Raw genomic sequence first — 22,511 nt, 5'->3', positions numbered from 1 at the left:
TGCGCTCACAACAGTGATCATCGTGACCATCTTTGATCTCAGCCCCGCTCGTCGATCTGACGCGACAGGATGGCGGAGAACTCGTCGGCGAACCCCTCCAGGCGCGCGGCCTGCCGGTTCACCTCCGAGGTGAACTTATTGTAGAAAATAGTCGCCGGAATTGCGGCAATCAGGCCGATGGCGGTAGCAAACAGCGCTTCCGCGATACCGGGCGCCACCACCGCCAGGGAGGTGTTTTTGGAGGCCGCGATCGACTGGAAGCTCGACATGATACCCCAGACGGTGCCGAACAGGCCGACAAAGGGGCCGGCCGAGCCCACGGTCGCCAGCACCAGCAGCCGCCGTTCCAGCCGTTCCACTTCCCGGGCGATCGAGACGTTCATGACCTTCTCGATCCGGGCCTGCAGGCCGGCAAACGACCGCGACTGGCTCTCGAAGGAGCGCTTCCACTCCCGCATCGCGGCGACGAAACAGGCCGCCATCGACTGGGTCGGCTTGGCCGAGAGGGCCCGGTAGAGTTCCTCGATCGACTGGCCGGACCAGAACGCCTGCTCGAACTTGTCCATCGCCCGCTTGGTGCGGGCGTAGAGCAGGATCTTGTCGATCGCGATCGCCCAGACCCACACCGAGCAGGACAAAAGTCCCAACATCACGCATTTGACGACCCAATGGGCCTGCCAGAACAGCGCGATCAGCGACACATCGCTCGATGCCAGTGGCAGAGTTGACTGAGCCACGTCGGCGGGATTCATCGGCAATATCCTCTCAACGCAAGTGTCCCCATCAGGCGGGCCGCCATTCGGCACCGATTCCACGGCCGCATCAGGCGCGGCGAAACTGCGCGAAAGCCTCTTGCATCTGTCGCATGGGGGGCCCGTCCAAAGCCGGGCCCTGCTTCCCCTGCCAACATGTCAAAACGAGGGCTTTTCACGCGGCATTCCGACCCTAACCAAACGCTAATCATGGTTAAGGCGAGGTTACCAAAGGGAAATTTGGAGGCGGGAAATGCCGCCGGCGGAGGCGGTTGGCGGGTTCCCGGGATGAATGGTTTCCGCAGGATGGCGGGGGTGCGGGTGCCCCTCCCCTTGCGTCGTCCTGGCGAAAGCCAGGACCCATAACCACCGCGCTCGGTGATGAACGGGATCGTGGCCCCAGCCGCGCGCAACATTGAGACTTGGGGTAATGGGTCCTGGCTTTCGCCAGGACGACGATGGGGATAGGGCGCGATTCAAGCTCAGGTCAAATGCCTGACAATCGCAAGCCCGGCGAACAGGCCTGCGATCGACAACGCCACCGAGCCCGCGACGTACAACACGGCAAGGCCGAGTTCGCCGCGCTCATAGAGCACCGCGGTGTCGAGCGAGAAGGCGGAGAAAGTGGTGTAGCCGCCGAGGATGCCGGTCATCAGAAAGAGCCGCCAGGGCTGCGAGGCATCGCCCTTGAAGGCGAGATAGCCGGCGATCAGGCCCATCACGGTCGAGCCCGTGATGTTGATGATGAAGGTGCCGTAGGGAAACGCGGTACCGATGCAGCGCGCGCAGGTGACGTTGATCAGCTGCCGCAGCGTTGCGCCGAGACCGCCGCCGAAGAAGACCAGGAGATAGCTTGCCGCGTTACCCACCAATGCCCCCGCTGGTGTGTCGAGAAGCTCACAATACGCGCCGCTCAAAAGCTCACCCTCCCCTGGAGGGGGAGGGTCGGTTCGCATGAAGCGAAGCGGAATGCGAAACGGGGTGGGGTGATCTCTCAACACGGACGGTGTCGCGCGTGGATAGACCGTCACCCCACCCCGCCGCTCATTTCATTCGCGTCGACCCTCCCCCTCCAGGGGAGGGTGAGAGGGTCGAGCCGAATTGCGATCTGCGCTTAGCCGGCCTTGCCGAACAGCTCGTCGACGTAATCCCAGTTGACGAGGCTGTCGACGAACGCCTTCAGATAGTCCGGACGGCGGTTGCGGTAGTCGATGTAGTAGGAGTGCTCCCAGACGTCGACGCCGAGGATCGGCACCGCGCCATGGACCAGCGGGTTCTCGCCGTTCGGGGTCTTGGCGATCTCGAGCTTGCCGCCCTTGACCTGCAGCCAGGCCCAGCCGGAGCCGAACTGGCCGACGCCGGCTGCGGCGAAGTCGGTCTTGAACTTCTCGAAGCCGCCGAGGTCCTCGTTGATCTTCTTCTCCAGCCGACCGGGCAGCTTGCTGCCGCCGCCATTCGGCTTCATCCACTTCCAGAAGTGGGTGTGGTTGTAGTGCTGACCGGCATTGTTGAAGACGGCCGCGTTCTTGCCGAACGAGCCCTTCACGATCTCCTCGAGGGACTTGCCTTCGAATTCGGTCCCCTTGATCGCGTTGTTGCCGTTGGTGACGTAGGCCTGGTGATGCTTGTCGTGGTGAAACTCCAGCGTTTCCTTGGACATGTAGGGCGCAAGGGCGTCGTGGGCGTAGGGCAGATCGGGTAGCGTGAAGGTCATGGGGTAATGTCCAACAGAGGGTGGGAGACTACACTTAACGGGTCCCCCTTATAGAAGGTTCCACGGCGGAGAAACACCGCATTTTCGGATCGTGTATGACAGATCGGCGCAGCCGAGGACCAAGACCCAGGGACCTGAGACGATGAGCATCGAAATCGACATTCTCAACGGAGATGCGTCGTGGCGGCGCGCCGAGCCGCTGCTCCGGACGGTTTGGAGCCCGGATGTCATGAAGAACAAGCAGTGGGCGGATATCAAATGGGCTCACGCGGATTTGCGCGTGTTTCTCGATGCGCCTGACGACGGCGGGCTCGCCTGCCATGTCGGTATCTATTTCCGGACGATCACCTGGAATGGCCACAAGGTGCATGTCGGCGGCATCGGCGGGGTTGCGACTCGCGAGGATTGCCGGCGGCGCGGCTATGCGTCGCTCGCGTTAGATGCCGCCGTGCACACCATTCGTGCCAATGACGCGGTGAAATTTGCAATCTTATTCTGCGAGCCGCACAATTTCGCATTCTATCAGGCGCGCGTCTGGCATCCCTTCGCCGGCGAAGTTTATTGCGAACAGCCTTCCGGGCAGATCCGTTTCGAGGCGATGGCACCGTTCGTCAACGACATCGTCCGCGCGCCGCGCCAGGGCAAGATCGACCTATGCGGCCTGCCGTGGTGACCCCTGCGCGAGCGTGGGTGGCGAGCACCAGCTCGAACACGTAACATGTCGATCATCATTTATTGATTGCGAGCCTGGTTCACTGGCGTCGAATTGCAGTGCGCCCCTCTCCCGCTTGCGAAGTGAGCCGCCGACGCATGACCATCGATGCTTCGATCGACGACATCAACCGCGCCGCGGCCACGCCTGCGGTCCCGGTCGATCATTTATTGACCGCGCCGATCTTGCCGACGCTGCTGCGGCTGGCGGTCCCCAACACCATCGCGATGTTCGGTTCGACGCTGGTCGCGGTCGCCGAGACCTCCTACATCGGCCGGCTCGGCACCGAGCCGCTGGCGGGCATCGCGCTGGTGTTTCCGTTCGCGATGCTGACGCAGATGATGTCGGCCGGCGCGATGGGCGGCGGCGTCTCATCGGCGATCAGCCGCGCGCTCGGCGCCGGCGACCGCGATCGCGCCGCCGACCTGGCGCTGCATGCGGCGATCATCGGCGCCTGCGCCGGATTGTTCTTCACCGTGATGATGCTGGGCTTCGGCCGCGACTTCTATGCGCTGCTCGGCGGACGCAGCGGCGTGCTCGAACAGTCGATGCATTACTCGCAGGTGCTGTTCTCCGGCGCGATCTCGATCTGGCTGGTCAACACGCTCGCCTCCGTCGTGCGCGGCACCGGCGACATGCGCGTCCCCTCGATGACGCTGATCACCGTCTCGATGATCCAGATCGCGGTCGGCGGCATATTGGGTCTTGGCCTGTTCGGCGTGCCGAGCCTCGGCATGCGCGGCGTCGCCGCGGGCCAGCTCACGGCGTTCACGTGTGGTGCGATCTTCCTCGCCTGGTATCTCGCCTCTGGCCGCAGCCGGTTGAAGCTCGACTTCGCCACCTTCAGCTTCCAGCGCGCGATGTTCCTCGACATCCTGAAAGTGGGCGCGATCTCCTGCCTGTCGCCGCTGCAAAGCGTGCTGACCATCCTGATCTTCACCAAGATCCTGGCGGGCTTCGGCACCGAGACGCTGGCCGGATACGGCATGGGCTCGCGGCTGGAATTCCTGCTGATCCCGATCGCCTTCGCGGTCGGCGTCGCCTCGGTGCCGATGGTCGGCATGGCGGTTGGTGCGGGACTGGTGACGCGGGCCCGCAAGGTGGCATGGACCGCCGGCACCGTTGCCGGGCTTGTCGTCGGATTGGTCGGACTCGTGGTCGCCCTCAAGCCGACATTGTGGATTGCGCTGTTCACCACCGATTCCGGCGTGACTGCCGCGGCCTCGTCCTATTTCGCGCTGGCCGGCCCGGCTTTCGGCTTCTTCGGCGTCGGCGTCTGCCTGTATTTTTCCTCGCAGGGCGCGGCCAAGGTCGGCGGGCCGGTGCTGGCCGGGACCATCCGCCTGTTGCTGGTCGGCATCGGCGGCTGGTGGCTCGCCACCGTGAGCGCCCCGGCATGGACACTGTTTGCGCTGGTCGGAGGTGCGATGGTGGCATTCGGCCTCGCGACCATCGTCTCGATCAGGCTGACCCGCTGGGGATAACTACCGCGGCGCAGTTGCGTGTTGCCTGAGAATGACCATGCAGGAAGCAAGCAGTAAAATTTTCCGGGTACCGCGCGCCTGATCGCGCGAATATGACATTGCAGAAATCTTTCGACTTGTTATGCAGGCCGGCCTCTAGAGCGCGATGAGATTGGGTCGAATCGTCATCGCGCTTTAGCTCTTTATTTCGACCATGATCTTTTCGGAAAAACCGCTTCGCACTTTTCCGGATCATGCTCCAGGGGAACGAGCCATGGCCTGCAGACTGGGATTCGTGATCGCAATCATTGCGACGGCACTTGCTGTGCCTGCCGCGCATGCACAGGGCGCGCCTGAGCCTTTCGGCGTCTGGCAGACCCAGGCCGGCGATGCCCGCGTCAAGGTCAGCAAATGCGGCGGCGGCATCTGCGGCGTGGTGGTGAGCCTGCGCGATCCGATCGATCCGATGACCGGCAAGCCGCAGGTCGACAACAAGAATCCCAATCCGTCACTGGCCAACCGGCCGATCATCGGGCTGCCGCTGTTCTCCGGCATGCAGCCGGTTGCCGCGGGCAAATGGTCGGGCCAGATCTACAATGCCGATGATGGCGGCACCTATGCGAGCAGCGTCTCGGTCACCGGCGAGAGCACCCTGCGGGTCGAAGGCTGCGTCGGCGCGCTATGCGGCGGCGAGACCTGGACGCGCGTCGGGAAGTAAACCTCCAGCGGAACAGCAACCGCAACGGGACTACGCTCCCTCTCCCGCTTGCGGGGGAGGGTTGGGGTGGGGGCTCTCTCCACGAGTCACACTGTGGAGAGAACCCCCACCCGGCGCGCGTCGCGCGCCGACCTCCCCCGCAAGCGGGAGAGGTGCATCGTCCGTGCTGCTCGAACTGATTTACACCGCGCGCGTCTTCAGCACGGTGGCGGCCGAGGCGTAGCCGCCGCGGGCGCCGTCGATGAAGTGGACGTGATCGGCGCGCATCACCGACGGCGTGAAGCAGGTCATCATCGCGGCGTCCTGTTCATGCAAGCCATAGCGCACGATACCTTGCGCGGCGGCGGCGACGAGACGCTGCTCGAGCTCGGCGGCGAGCTCCGGCGTGCAATCCAGGATCATGCGCAGGCCGTCGTCGAACTTGCGGAAGTCGGAATTCTCGACCAGCTGCCGCACATAGTTTTTCGGCACGAACTTGCCGACCGGGATATTGAACCGCATCAGCGTATAGGCCCACAGCGTGAATGCGAGCACCGTGGCACGGCGCAGTGCAAGCGAGCCGCCGCGCCGCGCACGCGCCTCGTACTCCATCCCCTGTGGTGGCCAGCGCAGCGGCGGGCCGCCCGGCGGCACCGGCCGTCCGGCGTCGGGGCTTTTCTCGATCCGCACGACGGTGTCTTCGATCACCTTGCGGAAGGCAGCGGGATCGGCGTCCTTCGCCGGCAGCACCAGCACCGAGAGGATGACGCCGCGCACCGAGGGCATCACCTCGAAACGGCAGGACAGGCCGGACAGATCGGGCTGCGTGCCCTCAGGCGCCGGATCGACCGCGAACGCGCCGCGCTTCATCGCGGCATCGGCAAACGCAAGACCGCCGCCGGAGAACATCGCATAGGACAGATTGGCCGACGGCCCGAAGCGCGCGACGCGGACGTCGGCGCCCGCGGCGCGGATCGCTGACATCGGCACCAAGGCCACCCGCAGTACCAGATCGAGGTCGTCGCGCACCCAGCGCGCGGTCGCCGCCAGCGCCTCGCGCGCTTTGTCGAGATCGGCAGGCGCGACTGCGAAGCTCGCGCCGTCGCCGCCGAACACGAAGGGGAATTCGCGGCCATCCAGCGCATTGGTGACGGAAGCGACCACCGCGGCACCGGCCATGTTGACCGCCTTGTAGCGCTGCGCCGCGATCGCCCTGGTCGACTCCACGATATCGGCGACGCCGACCGTCCAGTCATCGGGCAACGGCGCATACAGCGCCGGATCCATCAGGCGCGCGAAGCCGCGAAACACCGGAATGCCGCCGTAGAAGATCTCGCTGCCGCCAGCCATCGCAACGCCGTGTTGTTTCCTTGCCCAGAGCAGACTCTGTAGCAGATACGCGGCAGTTTGAGATCGGGTTTTCCCCGATCATCGGTGCATCACCGTCACCCTGAGGAGCGCGTCCTTGCGCGCGTCTCGAAGGGTCGACGGCCCGACCGTCGCCGCGAGCGGATGGTCCCCCGTGGAGACATCCGGGCCGATTCATCCTTCGAGGCGCGCAAGTGCGCGCACCTCAGGATGACGGGGACGAAACGCGCGGTTCTGTCATTTCACGCCGCCTCGCCCGCTCTTCGCCACGGCGGAAACGGATCGCGGAGTTTTGCCCAGGCCTGCGGGTCCATGCCCGGCTTGCCCGCGACGAGGCAAAGATCGAGCCGGCGGCGGATGTCGTTCTCGTTCATGCCGGAGCCGATGAACACCAGCTCCTGGCGGCGATCGCCGTAGAGATCATTCCAGCTCCGCTGCATCATCAACCGCCAGTCCGGATGATCCGGCCAGCGCTCGCGCGGGATCGCGGCCCACCACGAGCCGAGGCCTTCGGTCCGGACGATCGCGCCGGCCTGGCTCATCTCACCGCACCAGTCCGGGCGGGTCGCGATCCAGAAATGGCCCTTGGCGCGGATCACGCCTTGCCAGCTCTCGCGCAAGAAGCCGTGAAAGAGCACCGGATCGAACGGGCGCCGCGCGCGATAGACGAAGCTCGTGATGCCGTATTCCTCGGTCTCCGGCACATGCCCGGCAAAGCCGTAGAGCTCCTTGTGCCAGAGCGGATGCTGCTGCGCGCGCTCATGGTCGAAGCGCCCGGTGTCGAGCACGCGGTCGAACGGGACATTTGCAAAATTCGCCTCGACGAGATCGGCGTCGGGATTGAGCGCACGCACGATGGTCGCCGCGGCCGCACGCTCGGCCGGGGTCGCGGCATCGACCTTGTTGAGCACGACGACGTCGGCGAATTCGATCTGCTCGACCAGCAGGTCGACCAGCGTGCGCTTGTCGCCGTCGAGCGCCTCGCCGCGCTGGCTGAGGAAATCGGTCGAGGCATAGTCCTTCAGGAGATTGGCGGCGTCGACCACCGTGACCATGGTATCGAGGCGCGCGACATCGGAGAGGCTCTGGCCATCTTGATCGCGAAACTCGAAGGTCGCAGCGACCGGCAGCGGCTCGGAAATGCCGGTCGATTCGATCAGGAGATAATCGAAGCGGTAGCTCTCGGCGAGCGCGCGCACCTCCTTCAGCAGATCGTCGCGCAGGGTGCAGCAGATGCAGCCATTGCTCATCTCGACCAGCTTTTCGTCAGTCCGGGACAGGTTCGCACCGCCATCGCGAACGAGGTCGGCGTCGATGTTCACCTCGCTCATGTCGTTCACAATCACCGCAACCTTCAGGCCGTGACGATTGTGCAGGACGTGGTTCAGCAAAGAGGTCTTTCCAGCCCCGAGGAAGCCGGACAAGATGGTGACGGGGAGTTTTTGCATCGAGATCAAACAGTTGCTGGAGGGATGGGCGGCGGCGGGACATGGGTCACTGGATTATGTAATGTTATAACATAACATCATCGACGCAACGAACTGTCAAGCGCCGGTGTGCGGCGCGCCGCATTGTTTGCCTTTCTTCGGAACCGTGGCTCGGATGGAGCGGCACACTTGATCCCGTCATGCTGAGGAGGCCGCGCAGCAGCCGTCTCGAAGCATGCACGGCCTCGCTGCCCAACAGTTCGGCCGTGCATCCTTCGAGACGCGCTACGCGCTCCTCAGGATGACGAGGATGGCGCAGCCGCCCCTACTTCCCCAAGCCGCGCAGCACGAGCTGGTTCATGCGGCTGGCGAAGGCGGCCGGGTCATCGGGCATCTCGCCGTCGAGGATCTGCGCCTGCTCGAACAGCAGCAGCGACAGATCTTTCGCCTGCGCGGTGTCGGTCGCGAGCGCGGCGACCAGCGGATGACGCAAATTGATCTCGAGGATCGGCTTGGTGATCTCGCCGCGGTTCTGCTGGGCGAGCAAGCGCTCCAGCGCGCGGTCGCGCGCGTCGCCGCCGGCGACCAGGCACGACGCGCTCGCGGTCAGCCGCTGCGAGGCGCGGACGTCGGAAACGCGCTCGCCGAGCGCATCCTTGATCACGGCGATCGTGGTCGCGGCATCGGCTGCGGGCTCGTCCTTCTTGTCCTCGGACTTGTCGTCGGCGAGCGGGATCAGGCCGAAATCGACATCGCCCTGGCTCAGCGACTTCAGCGGTTTGCCGCCGAACTCGAGCGGCGCCGAGGTCCAGAACGCATCGACGGGATCGGTCAGCAGCAGCACCTCGATGCCGCGGGCGCGCGCCGACTCCAGCTTCGGGTTCGACTTCAGCCGCTCGACGCTGTCGCCGACCAGATAATAGATCTCGGTCTGGTTCGGCTTGAAGTCGTCGACAATTTGCTTCAGCGAGCGCTTCTCGCCCGACGTCGTGGTGAAGCGCGCCAGCGCCAACAGCTTCTCGCGGCGCTCGAAGTCTTCCCACAAGCCTTCCTTGATGACCGGGCCGAATGCGTCCCAGATTTTTGTGAAGGTCTCCGGCTCCTTCTCGCCGAGCGTTTCCAGCTCGCCGATGACGCGGCTGGTGACCGCCTTGCGGATCTGCGCGAGCTGCGGATTGTTCTGCAGCATCTCGCGCGAGATGTTGAGCGGCAGGTCCTCGCTGTCGATCACGCCGCGGATGAAGCGCAAGTAAGCCGGCAGCAGCTCGGCATCGTCAGCGATGAAGACGCGGCGGACATAGAGCCTGACCTTGCCCTTGCGCTCGACCTGGAACAGGTCGAACGGCTTCTGCGACGGCGCGAACAGCAGCACGGCATAAGACTGCCGGCCCTCGGCCCGGTAATGCAGCGTCATCGCCGGCTCGTCGAACGCGCCCGCGATCTGCTTGTAGGCCTGCGCGTAATCTTCCGGCGAAAGCTCCGATTTCGAGCGCTGCCACAGCGCGCTCGCCGAGTTGATCTGGCGCGGCTCGCCCTCCTCCGGCACCAGCAGGATCGGAAACTGGATGTTGTCGGAATATTCGCGGACTATGCGCTCGATCTCGTAAGCCTCGAGATACTTGGCGGCGTCCTTCTTCAGATGCAGCACGATCTCGGTGCCGCGCGCGACGCGGCTTGCGGCCTCCTCGCTTGCAGGCGCGATCTCGAAGCCGCTGCCGCCTTCCGACGACCACACCCAGACCTCGTCCGAGCCGGCGCGGCGGCTGGTGACGACGATCTTCTCGGCGACCATGAAGGCGGCGTAGAAGCCGACGCCGAACTGGCCGATCAGATTGGCGCCGTCCTTGGCTTCCGTGAGCTTCGACAGGAACGATTTGGTGCCGGAGCGCGCGATGGTGCCGAGATTGTCGATCAGCTCGGCCCGCTCCATGCCGATGCCGGTGTCGACCACGGCCAGCGTATTGGCCGCCTTGTTCGGGACGATCCTGATCTCCGGCGGCGTGCCGTCGGTGATCAGGCCGGGATTGGCGATCGCCTCATAGCGCAACTTGTCGCAGGCGTCCGACGCGTTCGAGATCAGCTCGCGCAGGAAGATATCGGTCTCGGAATAGACCGAATGCACCATCAGGTGCAGCAATTCGGCAACCTCGGCCTGGAACGGCTGGGATTCGGCGGCGGCAGTTGTGGCCATGCAGAAACTCGGACAAACGGTAGGTGGCGGGAAAGCCCTGATATAGCGCGATCGCGCCGTGTGGCAAGACGAGCCGGGGGAACCGTCAGTCCGAGATCGCCGCGATATAGCGCGCGACCGAGCGGTCGAACGCCGACTTGGCATCGGTCGCGATGTTCTTGCCCCACCAGGCGCCGTAGATCCGATCATACGCCAGCGGCTCGACCGCGTGCGCGATCCGGCGGACCGCTGACGCGTTGAGCGGGATGTAGTTCGGGTAGGAATACATGAAGCTGACCGAACGGCGGTCCATCGCCACCATCGCGATGTCGCCGGTCAGGAGCGCACCGCGCCCGTCCGCGCCCTTGCGCCAATGCAGCATGGTGGCGCCGGAGAAATGCCCGCCGCCGCGCACCAGCAGAATATCATCGGAGATGCGATGGCTGTCGCCTTGCCACGGCACGATCGACGAGTAAGGCCGCGTCACCCATTGCGCGTCGTCGCCGTGCAGATAGACCGGCGCGTCGCCGAACGCCGCGCTCCAGTCGGCAACCGCGCCATAATAATGCGGATGCGAGATCGCGATCGCCTTCAGCCCGCCGAGCGACCTGACATGCGCGATCGCCTCGGGCGCGGCCAGCGGCACGCAGTCCCACATCACGCAGCCGCCGCGATCCGGCACCAAGAGCGCACGCTGCCCGATCGCAAAGGACGGCTCGAGCGCCAATCCGACCAGGCCGAGATCGTCGCGCCAGATCAGCCGATGCCGTTGCGCGAGCCCGTCGCGCGACAACCACGCCTGCCCTTTCCAGTTCACATATTGCCGCTCGTCCTCGCAGATCGGGCAGGACGATGGCGGCGCCGCGGTTTCGGGAAATTGCGCGCCGCATTGTTCGCAGGTCCAGAGAGGCATTGAGAGCACACGCGTTGGGATGAAGCTGATCCCCTGATCTACGTCAGCAGCGCAATGCGTTCAATGCCGGCGTCCCAATTCCATCTGCATCTCCGCTGGCGCTGCGCCGAACTTGCGGCGGAACGCGCGATGGAAATAGGACAGGTCGTTGAAGCCGACCGTATAGGCGATGTCGCTGATCTTGCGGCCGGCGCCCTGCTCGTGCAGCAGCAGCCGGCGCGCCAGCAGCAGGCGCTGCTCCAGCACAAATTCCGAGAACGTTGTCCCTTCGGACGCGAACAGACGTTGCGCCTGGCGCGTGCTCAGCGCATTCGCCTTTGCCACGGCTTCGATCGTGAGCTTGCCGTTGTCGAGATTCTTCAGGACATCGGCCTTCATCAGATCGAGCCGCGCCTTCGCCACGCCGTCGCGTGCGACGAGCTCCTTCTGCTCAGCATTGCCGCCGAGCACGAGGCCGACCAGATCGGCGAGGTGATGCGCCGCGGCCTGCTGGCCCGGCACATCCAGATCGCCGGCCAGCTCGGTGCAGAGCGTCGAATAGCGCTCGATCATCAAGGCCGGCTCCCGCCCGAGCGGGCGCGCCAGCTGCGTCTCGGCCATGGGCGCGACCTGGAGCAGGAGGCGCCGCGGAAACCGCGTCGTCGTAAAGCTGCCGGACTGAGTGAGATCGGCGGTGCCGACGATATTCATCTCGGTGAGGCACATCTGACCGCGCGCCAGTTCGATCGCCGTACTGCCTTGTGTGACCTGCACCATGCCGCGCGTCGCTGATATCAGCACCAAATCGTCGCAGCCGTCATCCAGAAGCGCGCGGGTGCGGGCAAAACGGGCCGAGCCGCCGCGCGGCGTCGCGATCGCGACCGTATGCAGCAGCGTGAACTCGTTGTGGCAATCGATGCGGTTGTCGTCGGTCGGTCCGACATCGAGCCGGCAGAAGCCGCGGCAAATGCCCTCGCGCCAAGCCTCATAGGCCGGCCCTTTCGCCAGCCCGTGATGGAAGATCGAGAAGCGGTTGGGCACCTGTGTCTCGGACATGATCCGTGCTCCGAACGCCCGATCGATCTCGACGCTGGCACGATCGATCGCCTGCTGCCCGATACGCGCATGTCGCGTGCGCATGTCGTTCCTGTCCCTACGCTTGGCGCGACGGTCCACGACTCCGGCGGGGAGCCTGATACCACTCCGCCGATTGACGGTAAAGCTATTCACGAGATGCAACCCTATGATGCGTAGTGCGAAAGCCGGGAATAAAACGGCGCAGCAGTTTCGTGACGCCGCCCTGCCGTGGCTCGACGATGCCTATGCGTTCGCCCGGATGCTGATACGAACCGAGGCGGACGCCGAACAGGCCGTGCAGGACTGCTATCTGCGCGCACAGCGCCAGTTCGACGGCATTCGTGGCACCACCATCAGGCCGTGGCTGCTCGCGATCCTCAAAACCGTCTGCCAGGAGAAGCAGTCTCGCCGAGGCTCAGCCTCAGATGCCGGCGCGAGCAGGACGCCGGAACGGCGCGGCTCGGCCACCATCCGGCAACTCGTCGACGAGCTACCCGCACCACTCGGCGAGGTCATCGCACTGCGCGAATATCTCGATCTCACCTACAAGGAGATCGCCGAGGTCACCGGCGTTCCCGTCACCACCGTGATGTCGCTCATCGCGGAAGCTCGCGCATTGCTGCTCGCGGCGCGGCGAGCAGCGCAAGCGCACCAGGAACCAGCCGCTGCGAGGCCCGCGGGCGGCACGACAAAACTCACGGTCTATCGCGCGAACGCCTGTTGAACCGCCGAGGACTCGGTGACGCCGTTGGCGATCAGAAGCTCAAGCAGGACGCGCGCTTTCTGCGGATTGAGATCGAGCGAGACCGCAAAGCCGAGCTTGTCGTCCTCGACCTCGACGTTGCGATTGACATAGCCCGAGCCAACCCGAGTGGAACGCACCACCACAACACCCTGCTTCGCCGCGGCCGCCAGCGCATCGATCGCGCCCTTCGATGAATTGCCGTCACCGACGCCGGCCAGCACAATGCCCTTGGCGCCGCGCTTGACTGCATCCTCGACCTCCGCGGCATCCATGTTGGCGTGCGAATAGATGATGTCGACCCGCGGCAGGGGCGGCGCATCCGGAAGCTTCAGCTGGGCAGCTTTGACCAGTGCGGCCGGCTGCAGGAAGCGGAGCGAGCCCGTGTCGACATAGCCGACCGGGCCGGCACCGGGCGAACGAAACGTCTCGACGCTGGTGGTATTGGTCTTCTGCACCCAGCGTGCCGCGTGGATAGTGTCGTTGAGCACCACGAGCACGCCGCGGCCGCGGGATTCCGGCGCGGACGCAACCCGCATCGCCTCGTAGAGATTGGCCGGGCCATCGGCGCCGATTGCGGTCGAAGGCCGCATCGATCCGACCAGCACGACCGGCATGTCGGTGTCCAGCACGTTTTGCAGGAAGAACGCGGTCTCCTCCATCGTGTCGGTGCCGTGCGTGATGACGATCCCGTCGACCTCCTTGTTGTCGATCGCGGTACGGATACGCTTGACGAGGTCGAACCAGACCTTGTCGTTCATGTCCTGCGAGCCGATCGACGAGATCTGATCGGCCGAGATCTGGGCGAGTCTGTCGATCCCTGGAATGGCCGCGATCAGATTCGCTGCGCTGACCTTGCCCGAATCATAGGCATTGCCGGCGCGTGCATTGGCCTGGCCCGCGATGGTGCCGCCGGTGCCGAGCACAAGCACGCGGGCCAGCGCGGTGCCGGCGGGGGACTGCTGTGCAATGGCCGGCGACGCAAGCCCGATCGCGAGGGCTGCGGCAAGGCCGATGATGATGTGTGCGGAACGAGCCGATCGGAACGAGTGCAGCGTCATTTCTTCCCCCAGCGGCAAACTGCCTACTCACAACTCGTGGTTTTATCGCGCAGGAAATGGACAAACTTGCGGCGGAAACCATCGGGGACGGAATTCCGACCTTCCCGGCCGCTCTCACCCGTACCCTGCACACACCGCCTTGTTCGCCGGCGCTTTGGCAAATGTTGACACCGCCGGAATGACGGCGCACATTTTTCGAATATTATTCGAAATACGAGCCCACCATGCATTTCGAGCTTCCCGACGATCTCCGCATCCTGCAAGGCCGGGTGCTGCTGGACTACGCGCTCGAACATGTCTCGGCGCGCGAGACGTTCGGGCGCAAGCTGCGCGACCATCAGGGCATCGAGTGGCAGATCGCCGACATGGCGAGTGCGCTGCATGCCGCACGCCTTGTCGCCTATGAGGCGGCCTGGTGCTACGACCAAGGCGACGCCGCCGCCCGCACCGCGGCTGCGGCACTGTCCAAATATACCGGCGCCGACATGGTGCAGCGGGTGGCCGACATGACCATGCAGATGTTCGGTGGTGCCGGTTATTCCAGGGACCTGCCGATCGAGCGCATCTGGCGGGAAACGCGGGTGGTCCGCATTCTGGATGGCACGTCCGAGATCATGCGGCAGATCATCGCCCGCGACGCGTTCCGCCGCCATGACCGATGGAACGCGCCAATCTGACAACGGCCTCTTCCACTTTATGTTGCAATAGTTCTTGGTGATCCACTTCCGCTATCTTACTGTTTTTGCGGGATGGGAGAAGGAAGTGGCTTCGGGGACGACGCTCAAGCTCAAGCAACAACGCAGCCGCGATCGGCGCGAGCAGATCCTCTCGGCGGCGACCAAGCTGTTCGGCCAGCGGGGCATCGACGGCACCTCGCTCACCGAGGTCGCGGCTGTCGCGAAAGTACCGCTCTCCAGCATCTACGATTATTTCGAGGACAAGCGCGCGCTGGTGCTGGATGTGCCCGAGGGCAATTTCGAAGCGCTGTATCAGAAGACCGAGCCGCTGCTGGTGAAGAGCGGCGACCCGGTCGAGCAGCTTCGCATCATCTTCCTGACCAACTTCCAGTACATCAAGGACAACCCGAGCTGGGGCCGCGTGTTCTTCCTGGAGATATGGCCGAGCGTCCTTGCCGCCGAGCCGCGGGTCAAGAAGGCGGTCGACAAATACGCGCTGCGCTACGTGCAGCTGATCAAGCAGGCGATCCGCGCCGGCACCTATCGCCGCAACCTCGATCCCTACACGGCGATGTCGCTGATGATGGGCGGCATGTGCCACTTGACCGCGGTCTGGTTGCTCTATGGCCGCAAATACGATCTGGTGAAGAAGGGCAAGACGCTGTTCACCACGCTGCACAACGGGTTCGTTCAGCGTTAACTGCGCCGGTGTGCCGCCCCGGGCTCTCGTAGGATGGGTAGAGCGAAGCGAAACCCATCATTGGTTGGGCGGCCACGGAGCGATGGGTTTCGCTTCGCTCTACCCATCCTACGCGAAGTCTGCCGGCGAGTGGCTCGCGGCGCGAATGATTTGATCCAAATTCAACGCTGTTTGACCTGCCGTTGAGACGATCCTTTCCCAGAAAACCAATACACAACCGTCGAAATCCTGTTCTAGTATCATGCCATGGGCGACCCGCGGTTGGACTCGCGGGCACTGGGGATCGGAGCGAACCGATGGATGTCAAGGCTGTTCTGCCGCCGCGTGGCCGCGACTATCGCCTCGATCTGTTGCGCGGCTTCGCCAACTGGGCGATCTATCTCGATCACATCCCGAACAACGCCGTGAACTGGATCACGCAGAAGAATTTCGGCTTCAGCGACGCGGCCGATCTGTTCGTCTTCATCTCCGGCTACACCGCGTCCTTTGTCTATGCGCGCATGATGCTCGAGCGCGGCACCGTGATCGGCGCCACCCGGCTGATCAAGCGGGCCTGGCAGATCTATGTCGCGCACGTCCTGCTGTTCGTGATCTACATCGCCGAGATCGGCTATCTCGCGCAGCGCTATCACGACCCCAACCTGCAGAATGAATTCAACGTCGCGGGCTTCATGCAGAATCCGGCGGAGACGCTCTATCAGGGCCTGATCCTGGCTTTCAAGCCGGTCAACATGGACGTGCTGCCGCTCTACATCGCGCTGATGCTGGTCTATCCGCTGGTGCTGTGGGCGATGCTGCGCAAGCTCAATCTGACGCTCGCGGCCTCGTTCCTGCTCTATCTCGCCGCACGGCATTTCGGTTGGAATCTGCCGGCCTATCCGGGCGGCTCATGGTACTTCAACCCGTTCTGCTGGCAGTTCCTGTTCGTGTTCGGCGGCTGGTTCGCGCTCGGCGGCGCCAGCGAATCGATCACGTTCATCCGCTCGCGCGCCTTCCTCTGGCTCGGCGGCGCCTATCTGTTGTTCGCGCTGGTGATGACGCTGGCGGGCCGCTTCCCCGAGCTGGGCCAGGCGATGCCGCCCTGGCTCTATGACGCCTTCAATCCCAACGACAAGACCAACCTCGCGCCCTATCGCGTGCTGCACTTCGTGGTGCTGGCCTTCTTCGTCACGCGCTTCCTGCCGCGCGAGTGGGCTGGATACGAGTGGCCGGTGTTCCAGCCGATCATCAAATGTGGTCAGCAGTCGCTCGAGGTGTTCTGCTCGGGCGTGTTCCTTGCCGTGGTCGCGCATGTGGTGCTGGTCGAGGTCTCTGGCAGCCTCTGGATGCAGATCGTGGTCAGCGTGATCGGCATCGTGCTGATGACCGTGCTCGCCTACTACCGCTCCTGGTCGAAGAAGGTCGACAAGGCGCCGAAGCCGCCCGTGGCTGCGCAGGCGCCGGCGGCCCCGAAGCCGGCGGCGTAGGCGCGTCGTCGATGTCGCGTGCCTTCTATCACGATCATCCCGAGATCCTGCAGCTCGAAGCCGAGGTGCGCGACGGCTCGGCCCGGCTCCGTCCTCGTCGAGCGCTCGCCGTTCTTTCCCGGAGGGGGCGGGCAGCTTCCGGACCAGGGTGTCCTGAGATGGTCCGGCGGCGTGCTGCCCATCACCGGACTCGAGCGCGACGAACGCGGCCTGTGGCATCTGTTTGCTGGCGAAGCCCTGCCCTCCGGCAACGTGACGCTCGAGGTCGAGCCGGCATTTCGCGCCTTGATGTGCGAACTGCACACGCTGGCCCATGTCGTCAATGCACTCGTCTACACGCAGTTCGGCGGCGCCCTTCTCACCGGCGCCCAGCTCAACGCCGATGCCACGTTCCGTGTCGATTTCGATCTGCCGGGAGCCGACAATGACACGCTGCGGGCACTTGAGGCGCCGCTGAACGAGGTCATCCGGCGGGATCTTCCGGTGAGCAGCATCTTCATGCCACACGACGAAGCGCAGGCCGTGCCCGGCCTGTTCCGCAGCAAGGCCGTCGCCCCGCCGGCCGGAGAGGATGGACTGGTTCGCATCGTCGAAATCCTCGACCTTGATCGCCAGGCCTGCGGCGGGACGCATCTGGCGTCGACCGGGCGCGCGCGACCCGCACGCATCGTCAAGATCGACAACAAGGGCCGCCAGAACCGCAGGATCAAGGTTGCGGTCTGACCGGCTCTCGCAAGCCGCCTGCGCTTGCTATTTCGCGAGCGGCTTGCCCGCCGTCTCCGGCGCAAGCCGGATCAAGGGCAGGCCGATCAGATAGATCAGCGACAACATCGAGATCGCCAGCGGGAAACTTCCGGTGCGGGCGGCGAGCGCGCCGATCAGCGTCGGGCCGGCGGCGCCGAGCACGCGGCCCATGCTGAAGGCGAAACCGGAGCCCGAGCCGCGCAACGCGGATGGAAACATCTCCGGCAGCCAGATCGTGAACAGGCCGAACACGCCATTGGTGAAGAAGCCGAGCACCGGCAGCAGCACCATGAACAGCGTCAGGCTGTCGAGCCATTCGATCGCGACTTCATAGCAGACCACGACGGAGATCAGCCCGCCGATGAAGAACAGCACCGCGGTGCGGCGCCGGCTGCCGAGCCATTCGGTGAGCCACGGTACAAGAAGGCAGCCGATCAGCGTGCCGACATTGGTGATCAGCCCGGCCACCGCGCCCATCTCCTGCGCATGCGCTGGCGTCGCCCCCGCCGCGACCAGCTTGGTCGAGATCACGGTGGGCGCCCAGAAGTTCGACGACCACAGGCCGAAGATGATGCAGGCCATCATCAGCGCCGCCGCCCAGGTGGTGCGCGCCTGATCCCCGGCGAACAAGGCAGCGACCGAAGGCCGCTCGCGCGACGCGCTGCCCTCGGGTTCGGGAATGTTGCTGCGCAGATACGCAATCAGCAGCGCCGGCAGGATGCCGAGCAGGAACATGCCGCGCCAGCCGAGCGTGCTGCCGATCACGAGCGTCACGGCGGCGGCGAGGAACAACCCGGTCGGCGTGGCCGTATGCAGCCAGCCCGCGAGCCGCACCCGCGTATTCTCCGGCACGGATTCCTGCAGCAGCGGCGTGCCCGCGGCCCATTCACCGCCGATGCCGAAGCCGGCAACGAAGCGAAACAATGCGAACATCACGATTCCAGTTGCAAGCCCGCATAGCGCCGTGAACAGCGAGTAGACCAGCACCGTCCAGCACATGATCCTGACGCGCCCGTAACGGTCCGCGGCCCAGCCCCAGACCATCGAGCAGGCCCAGCCCAGCATGAAGATCGAGAACAGCAGGCCGCCATAGATGCCTATGTTGGCCTTGCTCGGCTCGATGCCGCTAGCGGGCAACAGTTCGCTCAACGCGCTGACCAGGATGTAGCCGTACATCGAGGAATCGAAGCCATCGAGCATCCAGCCGAACCAGGTCGCCCAAAACACCTTTCGCGGCGACGCCGCGCCAATCGCCGCGACCGACGGCGCAACGGCATCAACGATGCTCTCAGTCATGTTTCCTCGCACGTTTCTTTTGTGCTGAGGACTATGACGGGGTTTGCGCAAACGAACACCTCCGGCAAACGGGACGGAGGTATCCGGCACGAGAATGGCGGCGCCGCTCACATCGACGTCACGGCCACGGCCGGCTCAAAGGTGTCACGGTGGAGATCGCCTCGCGCCTGGGGATCATGCCGTGGTTCGCTCGACGGGGCGCGATCGGCTTGTTAAGCCGCGTCCCGCAAGGACAATTTGAGTCGGGACATGACCGTAGCAATCGAGATGGGACAGACGACGGCCGGCGCATCGGCGGCCATCGACCTCGAGGAGCTATTGGCCACGCGCCTCCTGGTGCAGGGCAATTCGGGTTCCGGAAAATCCCACCTGCTGCGCCGGCTGCTGGAACAGAGCGCGCCATGGGTGCAACAGACCATCATCGATCCCGAGGGTGACTTCGTGACCCTGGCCGAGCGATTCGGCCACCTCGTCATCGATGCCGAGGACCATACCGAACGCAGCCTGCAGGTCGCCGGCGAGCGCGTGCGCATCCATCGCGTCTCCACCGTGCTCAATCTCGAGGGGCTCGACGCCGAGAACCAGATGCGGCGCGCCGCCGCCTTCCTCGGCGGCATGTTCGAGGTTGCCCGCGACCACTGGTATCCGATGCTGGTGGTGGTGGACGAGGCGCAGCTGTTCGCGCCGGCGATCGCGGGCGAAGTTTCCGACGAGGCACGCAAGCTCTCGCTCGGCGCGATGACCAATTTGATGTGCCGCGGCCGCAAGCGCGGGCTGGCCGGGATCATCGCGACCCAGCGGCTGGCCAAGCTCGCCAAGAATGTCGCGGCCGAAGCATCGAACTTCCTGATGGGCCGGACCTTCCTCGATATCGACATGGCGCGCGCCGCCGATTTGCTCGGCATGGAGCGACGGCAGGCGGAGGCGTTCCGCGATCTGGAGCGCGGACAATTCATGGCGCTGGGACCCGCACTCTCCCGCCGTCCGCTGGGCCTCCGCATCGGTCCGACCGACACGCAACCGCGCAACGCCGCGCCGCGGCTGATGCCGCTGCCTGAAGCGGCTCTTGAGGATGCACGCGCCATCATCCTCGCGGCCCCGCCGCCCGAAACAACAGCCAGACCGCCGCGCCGCGCGCCGTCGCCCGACCTGCTCAGCCAATTGATGGCCGCCAAGCAGCCGGCACTTGAGACCGATCCCGAGGCTACCGAACCGCCACTCAGCGCCGAGCAGCTAGCCGAGCGGCGTGAGCGGCTGGATCGCATCCTGCGCGCGATCCTCGCCGAGCCCGACGCCGGCTTCCGCGCCATCGGAGTGCTCTATCAGGAGTTCGTGGTGCGCTGCCGGATCGAGGGTCTCGGTGCCGTCGTGCCCGAGCTGACCGATTTCCGCCGCATGCTGACGCGCGCCCGCGCCGGACTCGGCACCGAGATGGCGGAGGACGACGCGTGGCAGGACGTCTCGCTGCGTGCCGCGATCCTGCCCGAAGACATGCAGGGCGTCTTCATGATGATCGCCCGCGCAGCGAAGGAAGGCTGGCCCTGCCCGAGCGATGCAGCGATCGCCCGCGCCTATGGCACGCACTCGCTGCGCCGCGCCCGGCATCTTTTGACCTACATCGAGGAGCAGGGCCTGATTGTCTGCCAGCTTGACGGTGCCGGCCGGCGGATCGTGACACTTGTCGAGCTCGCCTGGGCCACGGCCGCAGCCGACCCGAATGCCGACGAGGCGCCGGCGGAAGCGACCTGCAACAACCCGTCGCTGTGATCAGGCACTGAGCGACGAAGCGTTCAGTCTTGCGCGGAATTCGGCAAGCGCAGCATACGAAAAGGCCCGCGGAGAGGCGGGCCTTTTTTGTCTCTGCCGGCTGAGGGATCTGGTTGCGGTGGGCCCGCGACAGGCCCACACAGCCCTCATCTTGAAGCCTCAGGCATGCTGCGGCTGCGCCAGCTGGCTGACCTGCGTCGCCGGCGGATCGACAACCAGGGTCCCGCCATGGCCGTCACTCGAGGTCGTGAAGGTCGAGGCCATGTAGTTGCCGAGCAGCATAATACTCGCCGTGACGGTGCCGTCCGTCACCGTGAGCGTGCCGCTCGCACTGGTTCCGCTGAAGGTCGGCGTGTGAACGCTCGCGAAATTGATGTTCGCGAAATCGATCGCATCCGAACCCGTCATCCCGGCGACGGTTCCGGCAAAGCTCGCGGAATTGTCGAGCTTCAGCGTCCCCGTCGAGCCCTGGAATGCGACGGTGGCGCTCGACGCCCCCGGCAATTCCAGGGTGGCGCCCGCTGCGATGTTGGCACTGCCGGAGCTTTCGCCAGTCGCGTTGAAGGACTGCCACGCCCCCCACGCAATGCCGTCATAGGCCCGGATCCAGAGTTGGTCCGTACCCGAGCCGGCCTGATAGCTGGTCTGGGAAAGTTGCGCCGCTGTGATGTCGATCTCGGTATTTGCCTTCTGCACTGTGTTGTTGACGATCCAGGCCCCGTTCGTGTTGGAATCCCACAACGCATATTTCGTGATGGTATCGCCATCCGCGTCCGCCGCACTGAACAGGCTCGATGCGGCGAAGGTCTGCCCGGAGACCGTCACCACGTTCGAGCCCGACACCGTCGGCGCCTGGTTGGTTGCGGTCGCCGAGAACGCCGTCCAGCTCCCCCACAACATGCCGTCATTGGCCCGCACGTAGAGCGTATCCGACGGCGAACCACCGGGACCGAACACGTAGCTCACCTGCGACAGGTTCGCCGCCGACACGTCGATCTCGGTGTTGGCGGCCTGGATGGCACCATTGACAACAAAGTGGCCGTTGCCGCCGGTGTCCCAGAACGCGTACTGGGTGATCGTGTCGCCGTCGGCGTCCGTAGCCGAGAACAGGCTCGTGGCTGCGACCGAATGGCCGTGAGTCCCGGTCGCGTTCGATGCCGTCACAACCGGAGCGTGGTCGGGCCCCGGCGTTGCCGTGAATCCCGTCCAGGTTCCCCACAACAGGCCATCGTTGGCCCTGACGTACAATGTGTCGGGCGTGGTGCCGGTCGGCCCGAACACGTAGCTCACCTGTGACAGGTTCGCCGCCGACACATCGATCTCGGTGTTGGCTGCCTGCGCGACACCATTGATCGCCCAGTGGCCATTGCCGCCGGTGTCCCAGAATGCGTACTGGGTGATGGTGTTGTTGTCGGCATCCGTGGCCGAGAACAGGCTCGTGGCGAGCGCCGACGTCTCTCCATGGGTTGCTGCGACGTTCGGCGCCGTCACCACCGGCGCATGATCGGACCCTGACGGGGCCGTGAACGCCGTCCAGCCGCCCCACATGAAGCCATCGTTGGCCCTGATGTACAGCGTATCCGCCGGCGAACCGCCGGGGCCGAACACGTAGCTGACCTGCGACAGGTTCGCCGCCGACACATCGATCTCGGTGTTAGCCGCCTGCGCGACACCATTTACCACCCAGTGGCCGTTGCCGCCGGTGTCCCAGAACGCGTACTGGGCGATGGGGTCGTTGTCGGCGTCCGAGGTCGAGAACAGGGTCGTGGCGAGTGTCGACGTCTCT

General features: G+C 64.9%; 19 protein-coding genes and 1 pseudogene. 9 read left to right on the top strand and 11 right to left on the bottom strand.

Annotated elements, in window-relative coordinates; genetic code table 11:
* Nucleotides 1–38: 38 nt before the first annotated feature.
* From tolQ to Q0030_RS38900, 3 genes are all read right to left on the bottom strand, one after another.
* Nucleotides 39–752 (bottom strand): protein TolQ, encoded by a 714-nt coding sequence (gene tolQ / locus Q0030_RS38910; RefSeq protein ID WP_016846954.1) that lies wholly within the window; start codon nt 750–752, stop codon nt 39–41.
* A 482-nt stretch (nt 753–1,234) separates the two neighbouring features.
* Nucleotides 1,235–1,621, bottom strand: a complete 387-nt coding sequence (gene crcB, locus Q0030_RS38905; RefSeq protein WP_298379944.1) for a fluoride efflux transporter CrcB — start codon at nt 1,619–1,621, stop codon at nt 1,235–1,237.
* A 245-nt stretch (nt 1,622–1,866) separates the two neighbouring features.
* On the bottom strand, nt 1,867–2,466 hold the full coding sequence (locus Q0030_RS38900) for a superoxide dismutase (protein ID WP_298379941.1): 600 nt from the start codon (nt 2,464–2,466) through the stop codon (nt 1,867–1,869).
* 142 nt (nt 2,467–2,608) lie between these two features.
* Here Q0030_RS38900 and Q0030_RS38895 point away from each other — a divergent pair, with 142 nt between their 5' ends.
* The 3 genes from Q0030_RS38895 (at nt 2,609) to Q0030_RS38885 (ending at nt 5,359) form a co-directional block, all read left to right on the top strand.
* Nucleotides 2,609–3,139, top strand: a complete 531-nt coding sequence (locus tag Q0030_RS38895; protein ID WP_298379938.1) for a GNAT family N-acetyltransferase — start codon at nt 2,609–2,611, stop codon at nt 3,137–3,139.
* Between the two features lie 137 nt (nt 3,140–3,276).
* Entirely contained in the window at nt 3,277–4,662 is a 1,386-nt protein-coding gene (locus Q0030_RS38890; RefSeq protein ID WP_298379936.1) for an MATE family efflux transporter, read from the top strand.
* 253 nt (nt 4,663–4,915) lie between these two features.
* Nucleotides 4,916–5,359, top strand: a complete 444-nt coding sequence (locus Q0030_RS38885) for a DUF2147 domain-containing protein (RefSeq protein ID WP_298379934.1) — start codon at nt 4,916–4,918, stop codon at nt 5,357–5,359.
* A gap of 180 nt (nt 5,360–5,539) precedes the next feature.
* Here the strand turns inward: Q0030_RS38885 and Q0030_RS38880 are convergent, their stop codons facing one another.
* The 5 genes from Q0030_RS38880 to Q0030_RS38860 all read right to left on the bottom strand — a co-directional run bounded on the left by Q0030_RS38880 (nt 5,540) and on the right by Q0030_RS38860 (nt 12,335).
* Nucleotides 5,540–6,688 (bottom strand): DUF3095 domain-containing protein, encoded by a 1,149-nt coding sequence (locus Q0030_RS38880; RefSeq protein WP_298379931.1) that lies wholly within the window; start codon nt 6,686–6,688, stop codon nt 5,540–5,542.
* 260 nt (nt 6,689–6,948) lie between these two features.
* Nucleotides 6,949–8,154, bottom strand: coding sequence for a zinc metallochaperone GTPase ZigA (gene zigA / locus Q0030_RS38875; RefSeq protein ID WP_298379929.1), 1,206 nt, complete (start codon nt 8,152–8,154; stop codon nt 6,949–6,951).
* Nucleotides 8,155–8,458: 304 nt separating this feature from the next.
* On the bottom strand, nt 8,459–10,324 hold the full coding sequence (htpG, locus tag Q0030_RS38870; RefSeq protein WP_298379927.1) for a molecular chaperone HtpG: 1,866 nt from the start codon (nt 10,322–10,324) through the stop codon (nt 8,459–8,461).
* 85 nt (nt 10,325–10,409) lie between these two features.
* Entirely contained in the window at nt 10,410–11,216 is an 807-nt protein-coding gene (locus Q0030_RS38865; protein WP_298379924.1) for an MBL fold metallo-hydrolase, read from the bottom strand.
* A 60-nt stretch (nt 11,217–11,276) separates the two neighbouring features.
* Nucleotides 11,277–12,335, bottom strand: a complete 1,059-nt coding sequence (locus Q0030_RS38860; RefSeq protein ID WP_298379921.1) for an AraC family transcriptional regulator — start codon at nt 12,333–12,335, stop codon at nt 11,277–11,279.
* A 106-nt stretch (nt 12,336–12,441) separates the two neighbouring features.
* Between Q0030_RS38860 and Q0030_RS38855 the strand changes: the two genes are divergently transcribed.
* On the top strand, nt 12,442–12,996 hold the full coding sequence (locus Q0030_RS38855) for a sigma factor-like helix-turn-helix DNA-binding protein (protein WP_363323542.1): 555 nt from the start codon (nt 12,442–12,444) through the stop codon (nt 12,994–12,996).
* On the opposite strand, the gene Q0030_RS38850 is transcribed toward Q0030_RS38855, so the two are convergent.
* Nucleotides 12,975–14,075, bottom strand: a complete 1,101-nt coding sequence (locus Q0030_RS38850) for an asparaginase (RefSeq protein ID WP_298379916.1) — start codon at nt 14,073–14,075, stop codon at nt 12,975–12,977. The genes Q0030_RS38855 and Q0030_RS38850 overlap by 22 nt on opposite strands.
* 224 nt (nt 14,076–14,299) lie before the next feature.
* Between Q0030_RS38850 and Q0030_RS38845 the strand changes: the two genes are divergently transcribed.
* The 4 genes from Q0030_RS38845 (at nt 14,300) to Q0030_RS38830 (ending at nt 17,641) form a co-directional block, all read left to right on the top strand.
* The gene (locus Q0030_RS38845) at nt 14,300–14,752 is read left to right on the top strand and encodes an acyl-CoA dehydrogenase (RefSeq protein WP_298379913.1); all 453 of its coding nucleotides are present in this window, start codon (nt 14,300–14,302) and stop codon (nt 14,750–14,752) included.
* 85 nt (nt 14,753–14,837) lie between these two features.
* Nucleotides 14,838–15,452, top strand: coding sequence for a TetR/AcrR family transcriptional regulator (locus Q0030_RS38840; RefSeq protein WP_298379911.1), 615 nt, complete (start codon nt 14,838–14,840; stop codon nt 15,450–15,452).
* A 296-nt stretch (nt 15,453–15,748) separates the two neighbouring features.
* Complete coding sequence (locus tag Q0030_RS38835; protein WP_298379910.1) at nt 15,749–16,918, top strand: OpgC domain-containing protein; 1,170 nt, start codon at nt 15,749–15,751, stop codon at nt 16,916–16,918.
* 171 nt (nt 16,919–17,089) lie between these two features.
* The gene (locus Q0030_RS38830; RefSeq protein ID WP_363323541.1) at nt 17,090–17,641 is read left to right on the top strand and encodes an alanyl-tRNA editing protein; all 552 of its coding nucleotides are present in this window, start codon (nt 17,090–17,092) and stop codon (nt 17,639–17,641) included.
* A 27-nt stretch (nt 17,642–17,668) separates the two neighbouring features.
* Here Q0030_RS38830 and Q0030_RS38825 read toward each other — a convergent pair whose 3' ends face one another.
* A complete protein-coding gene (locus tag Q0030_RS38825) occupies nt 17,669–18,958 on the bottom strand; it encodes an MFS transporter (RefSeq protein WP_298379906.1) in 1,290 nt (429 codons plus the stop codon).
* 249 nt (nt 18,959–19,207) lie between these two features.
* Between Q0030_RS38825 and Q0030_RS38820 the strand changes: the two genes are divergently transcribed.
* Nucleotides 19,208–20,725 (top strand): ATP-binding protein, encoded by a 1,518-nt coding sequence (locus Q0030_RS38820; protein WP_298379904.1) that lies wholly within the window; start codon nt 19,208–19,210, stop codon nt 20,723–20,725.
* A 159-nt stretch (nt 20,726–20,884) separates the two neighbouring features.
* On the opposite strand, the pseudogene Q0030_RS38815 reads toward Q0030_RS38820, so the two are convergent.
* Nucleotides 20,885–22,511: pseudogene (locus Q0030_RS38815) on the bottom strand (hypothetical protein); the annotation flags it as partial.

Source organism: uncultured Bradyrhizobium sp. (assembly GCF_947648125.1).
Taxonomy (GTDB): domain Bacteria; phylum Pseudomonadota; class Alphaproteobacteria; order Rhizobiales; family Xanthobacteraceae; genus Bradyrhizobium.
This window is presented reverse-complemented; position numbering and strand designations above follow the sequence as displayed.

Excerpts from the sequence above, each read along its gene's own strand:
- htpG (WP_298379927.1), bottom strand. The coding sequence starts at position 10,324 with ATGGCCACAACTGCCGCCGCCGAATCCCAGCCGTTCCAGGCCGAGGTT.
- Q0030_RS38880 (WP_298379931.1), bottom strand. The coding sequence starts at position 6,688 with ATGGCTGGCGGCAGCGAGATCTTCTACGGCGGCATTCCGGTGTTTCGC.
- Q0030_RS38825 (WP_298379906.1), bottom strand. The coding sequence starts at position 18,958 with ATGACTGAGAGCATCGTTGATGCCGTTGCGCCGTCGGTCGCGGCGATT.
- Q0030_RS38820 (WP_298379904.1), top strand. The coding sequence starts at position 19,208 with ATGACCGTAGCAATCGAGATGGGACAGACGACGGCCGGCGCATCGGCG.
- tolQ (WP_016846954.1), bottom strand. The coding sequence starts at position 752 with ATGAATCCCGCCGACGTGGCTCAGTCAACTCTGCCACTGGCATCGAGC.
- Q0030_RS38885 (WP_298379934.1), top strand. The coding sequence starts at position 4,916 with ATGGCCTGCAGACTGGGATTCGTGATCGCAATCATTGCGACGGCACTT.
- Q0030_RS38855 (WP_363323542.1), top strand. The coding sequence starts at position 12,442 with ATGCGTAGTGCGAAAGCCGGGAATAAAACGGCGCAGCAGTTTCGTGAC.
- zigA (WP_298379929.1), bottom strand. The coding sequence starts at position 8,154 with ATGCAAAAACTCCCCGTCACCATCTTGTCCGGCTTCCTCGGGGCTGGA.
- Q0030_RS38890 (WP_298379936.1), top strand. The coding sequence starts at position 3,277 with ATGACCATCGATGCTTCGATCGACGACATCAACCGCGCCGCGGCCACG.
- Q0030_RS38900 (WP_298379941.1), bottom strand. The coding sequence starts at position 2,466 with ATGACCTTCACGCTACCCGATCTGCCCTACGCCCACGACGCCCTTGCG.
- Q0030_RS38895 (WP_298379938.1), top strand. The coding sequence starts at position 2,609 with ATGAGCATCGAAATCGACATTCTCAACGGAGATGCGTCGTGGCGGCGC.
- Q0030_RS38865 (WP_298379924.1), bottom strand. The coding sequence starts at position 11,216 with ATGCCTCTCTGGACCTGCGAACAATGCGGCGCGCAATTTCCCGAAACC.
- Q0030_RS38860 (WP_298379921.1), bottom strand. The coding sequence starts at position 12,335 with ATGCGCACGCGACATGCGCGTATCGGGCAGCAGGCGATCGATCGTGCC.
- Q0030_RS38835 (WP_298379910.1), top strand. The coding sequence starts at position 15,749 with ATGGATGTCAAGGCTGTTCTGCCGCCGCGTGGCCGCGACTATCGCCTC.
- Q0030_RS38845 (WP_298379913.1), top strand. The coding sequence starts at position 14,300 with ATGCATTTCGAGCTTCCCGACGATCTCCGCATCCTGCAAGGCCGGGTG.
- Q0030_RS38850 (WP_298379916.1), bottom strand. The coding sequence starts at position 14,075 with ATGACGCTGCACTCGTTCCGATCGGCTCGTTCCGCACACATCATCATC.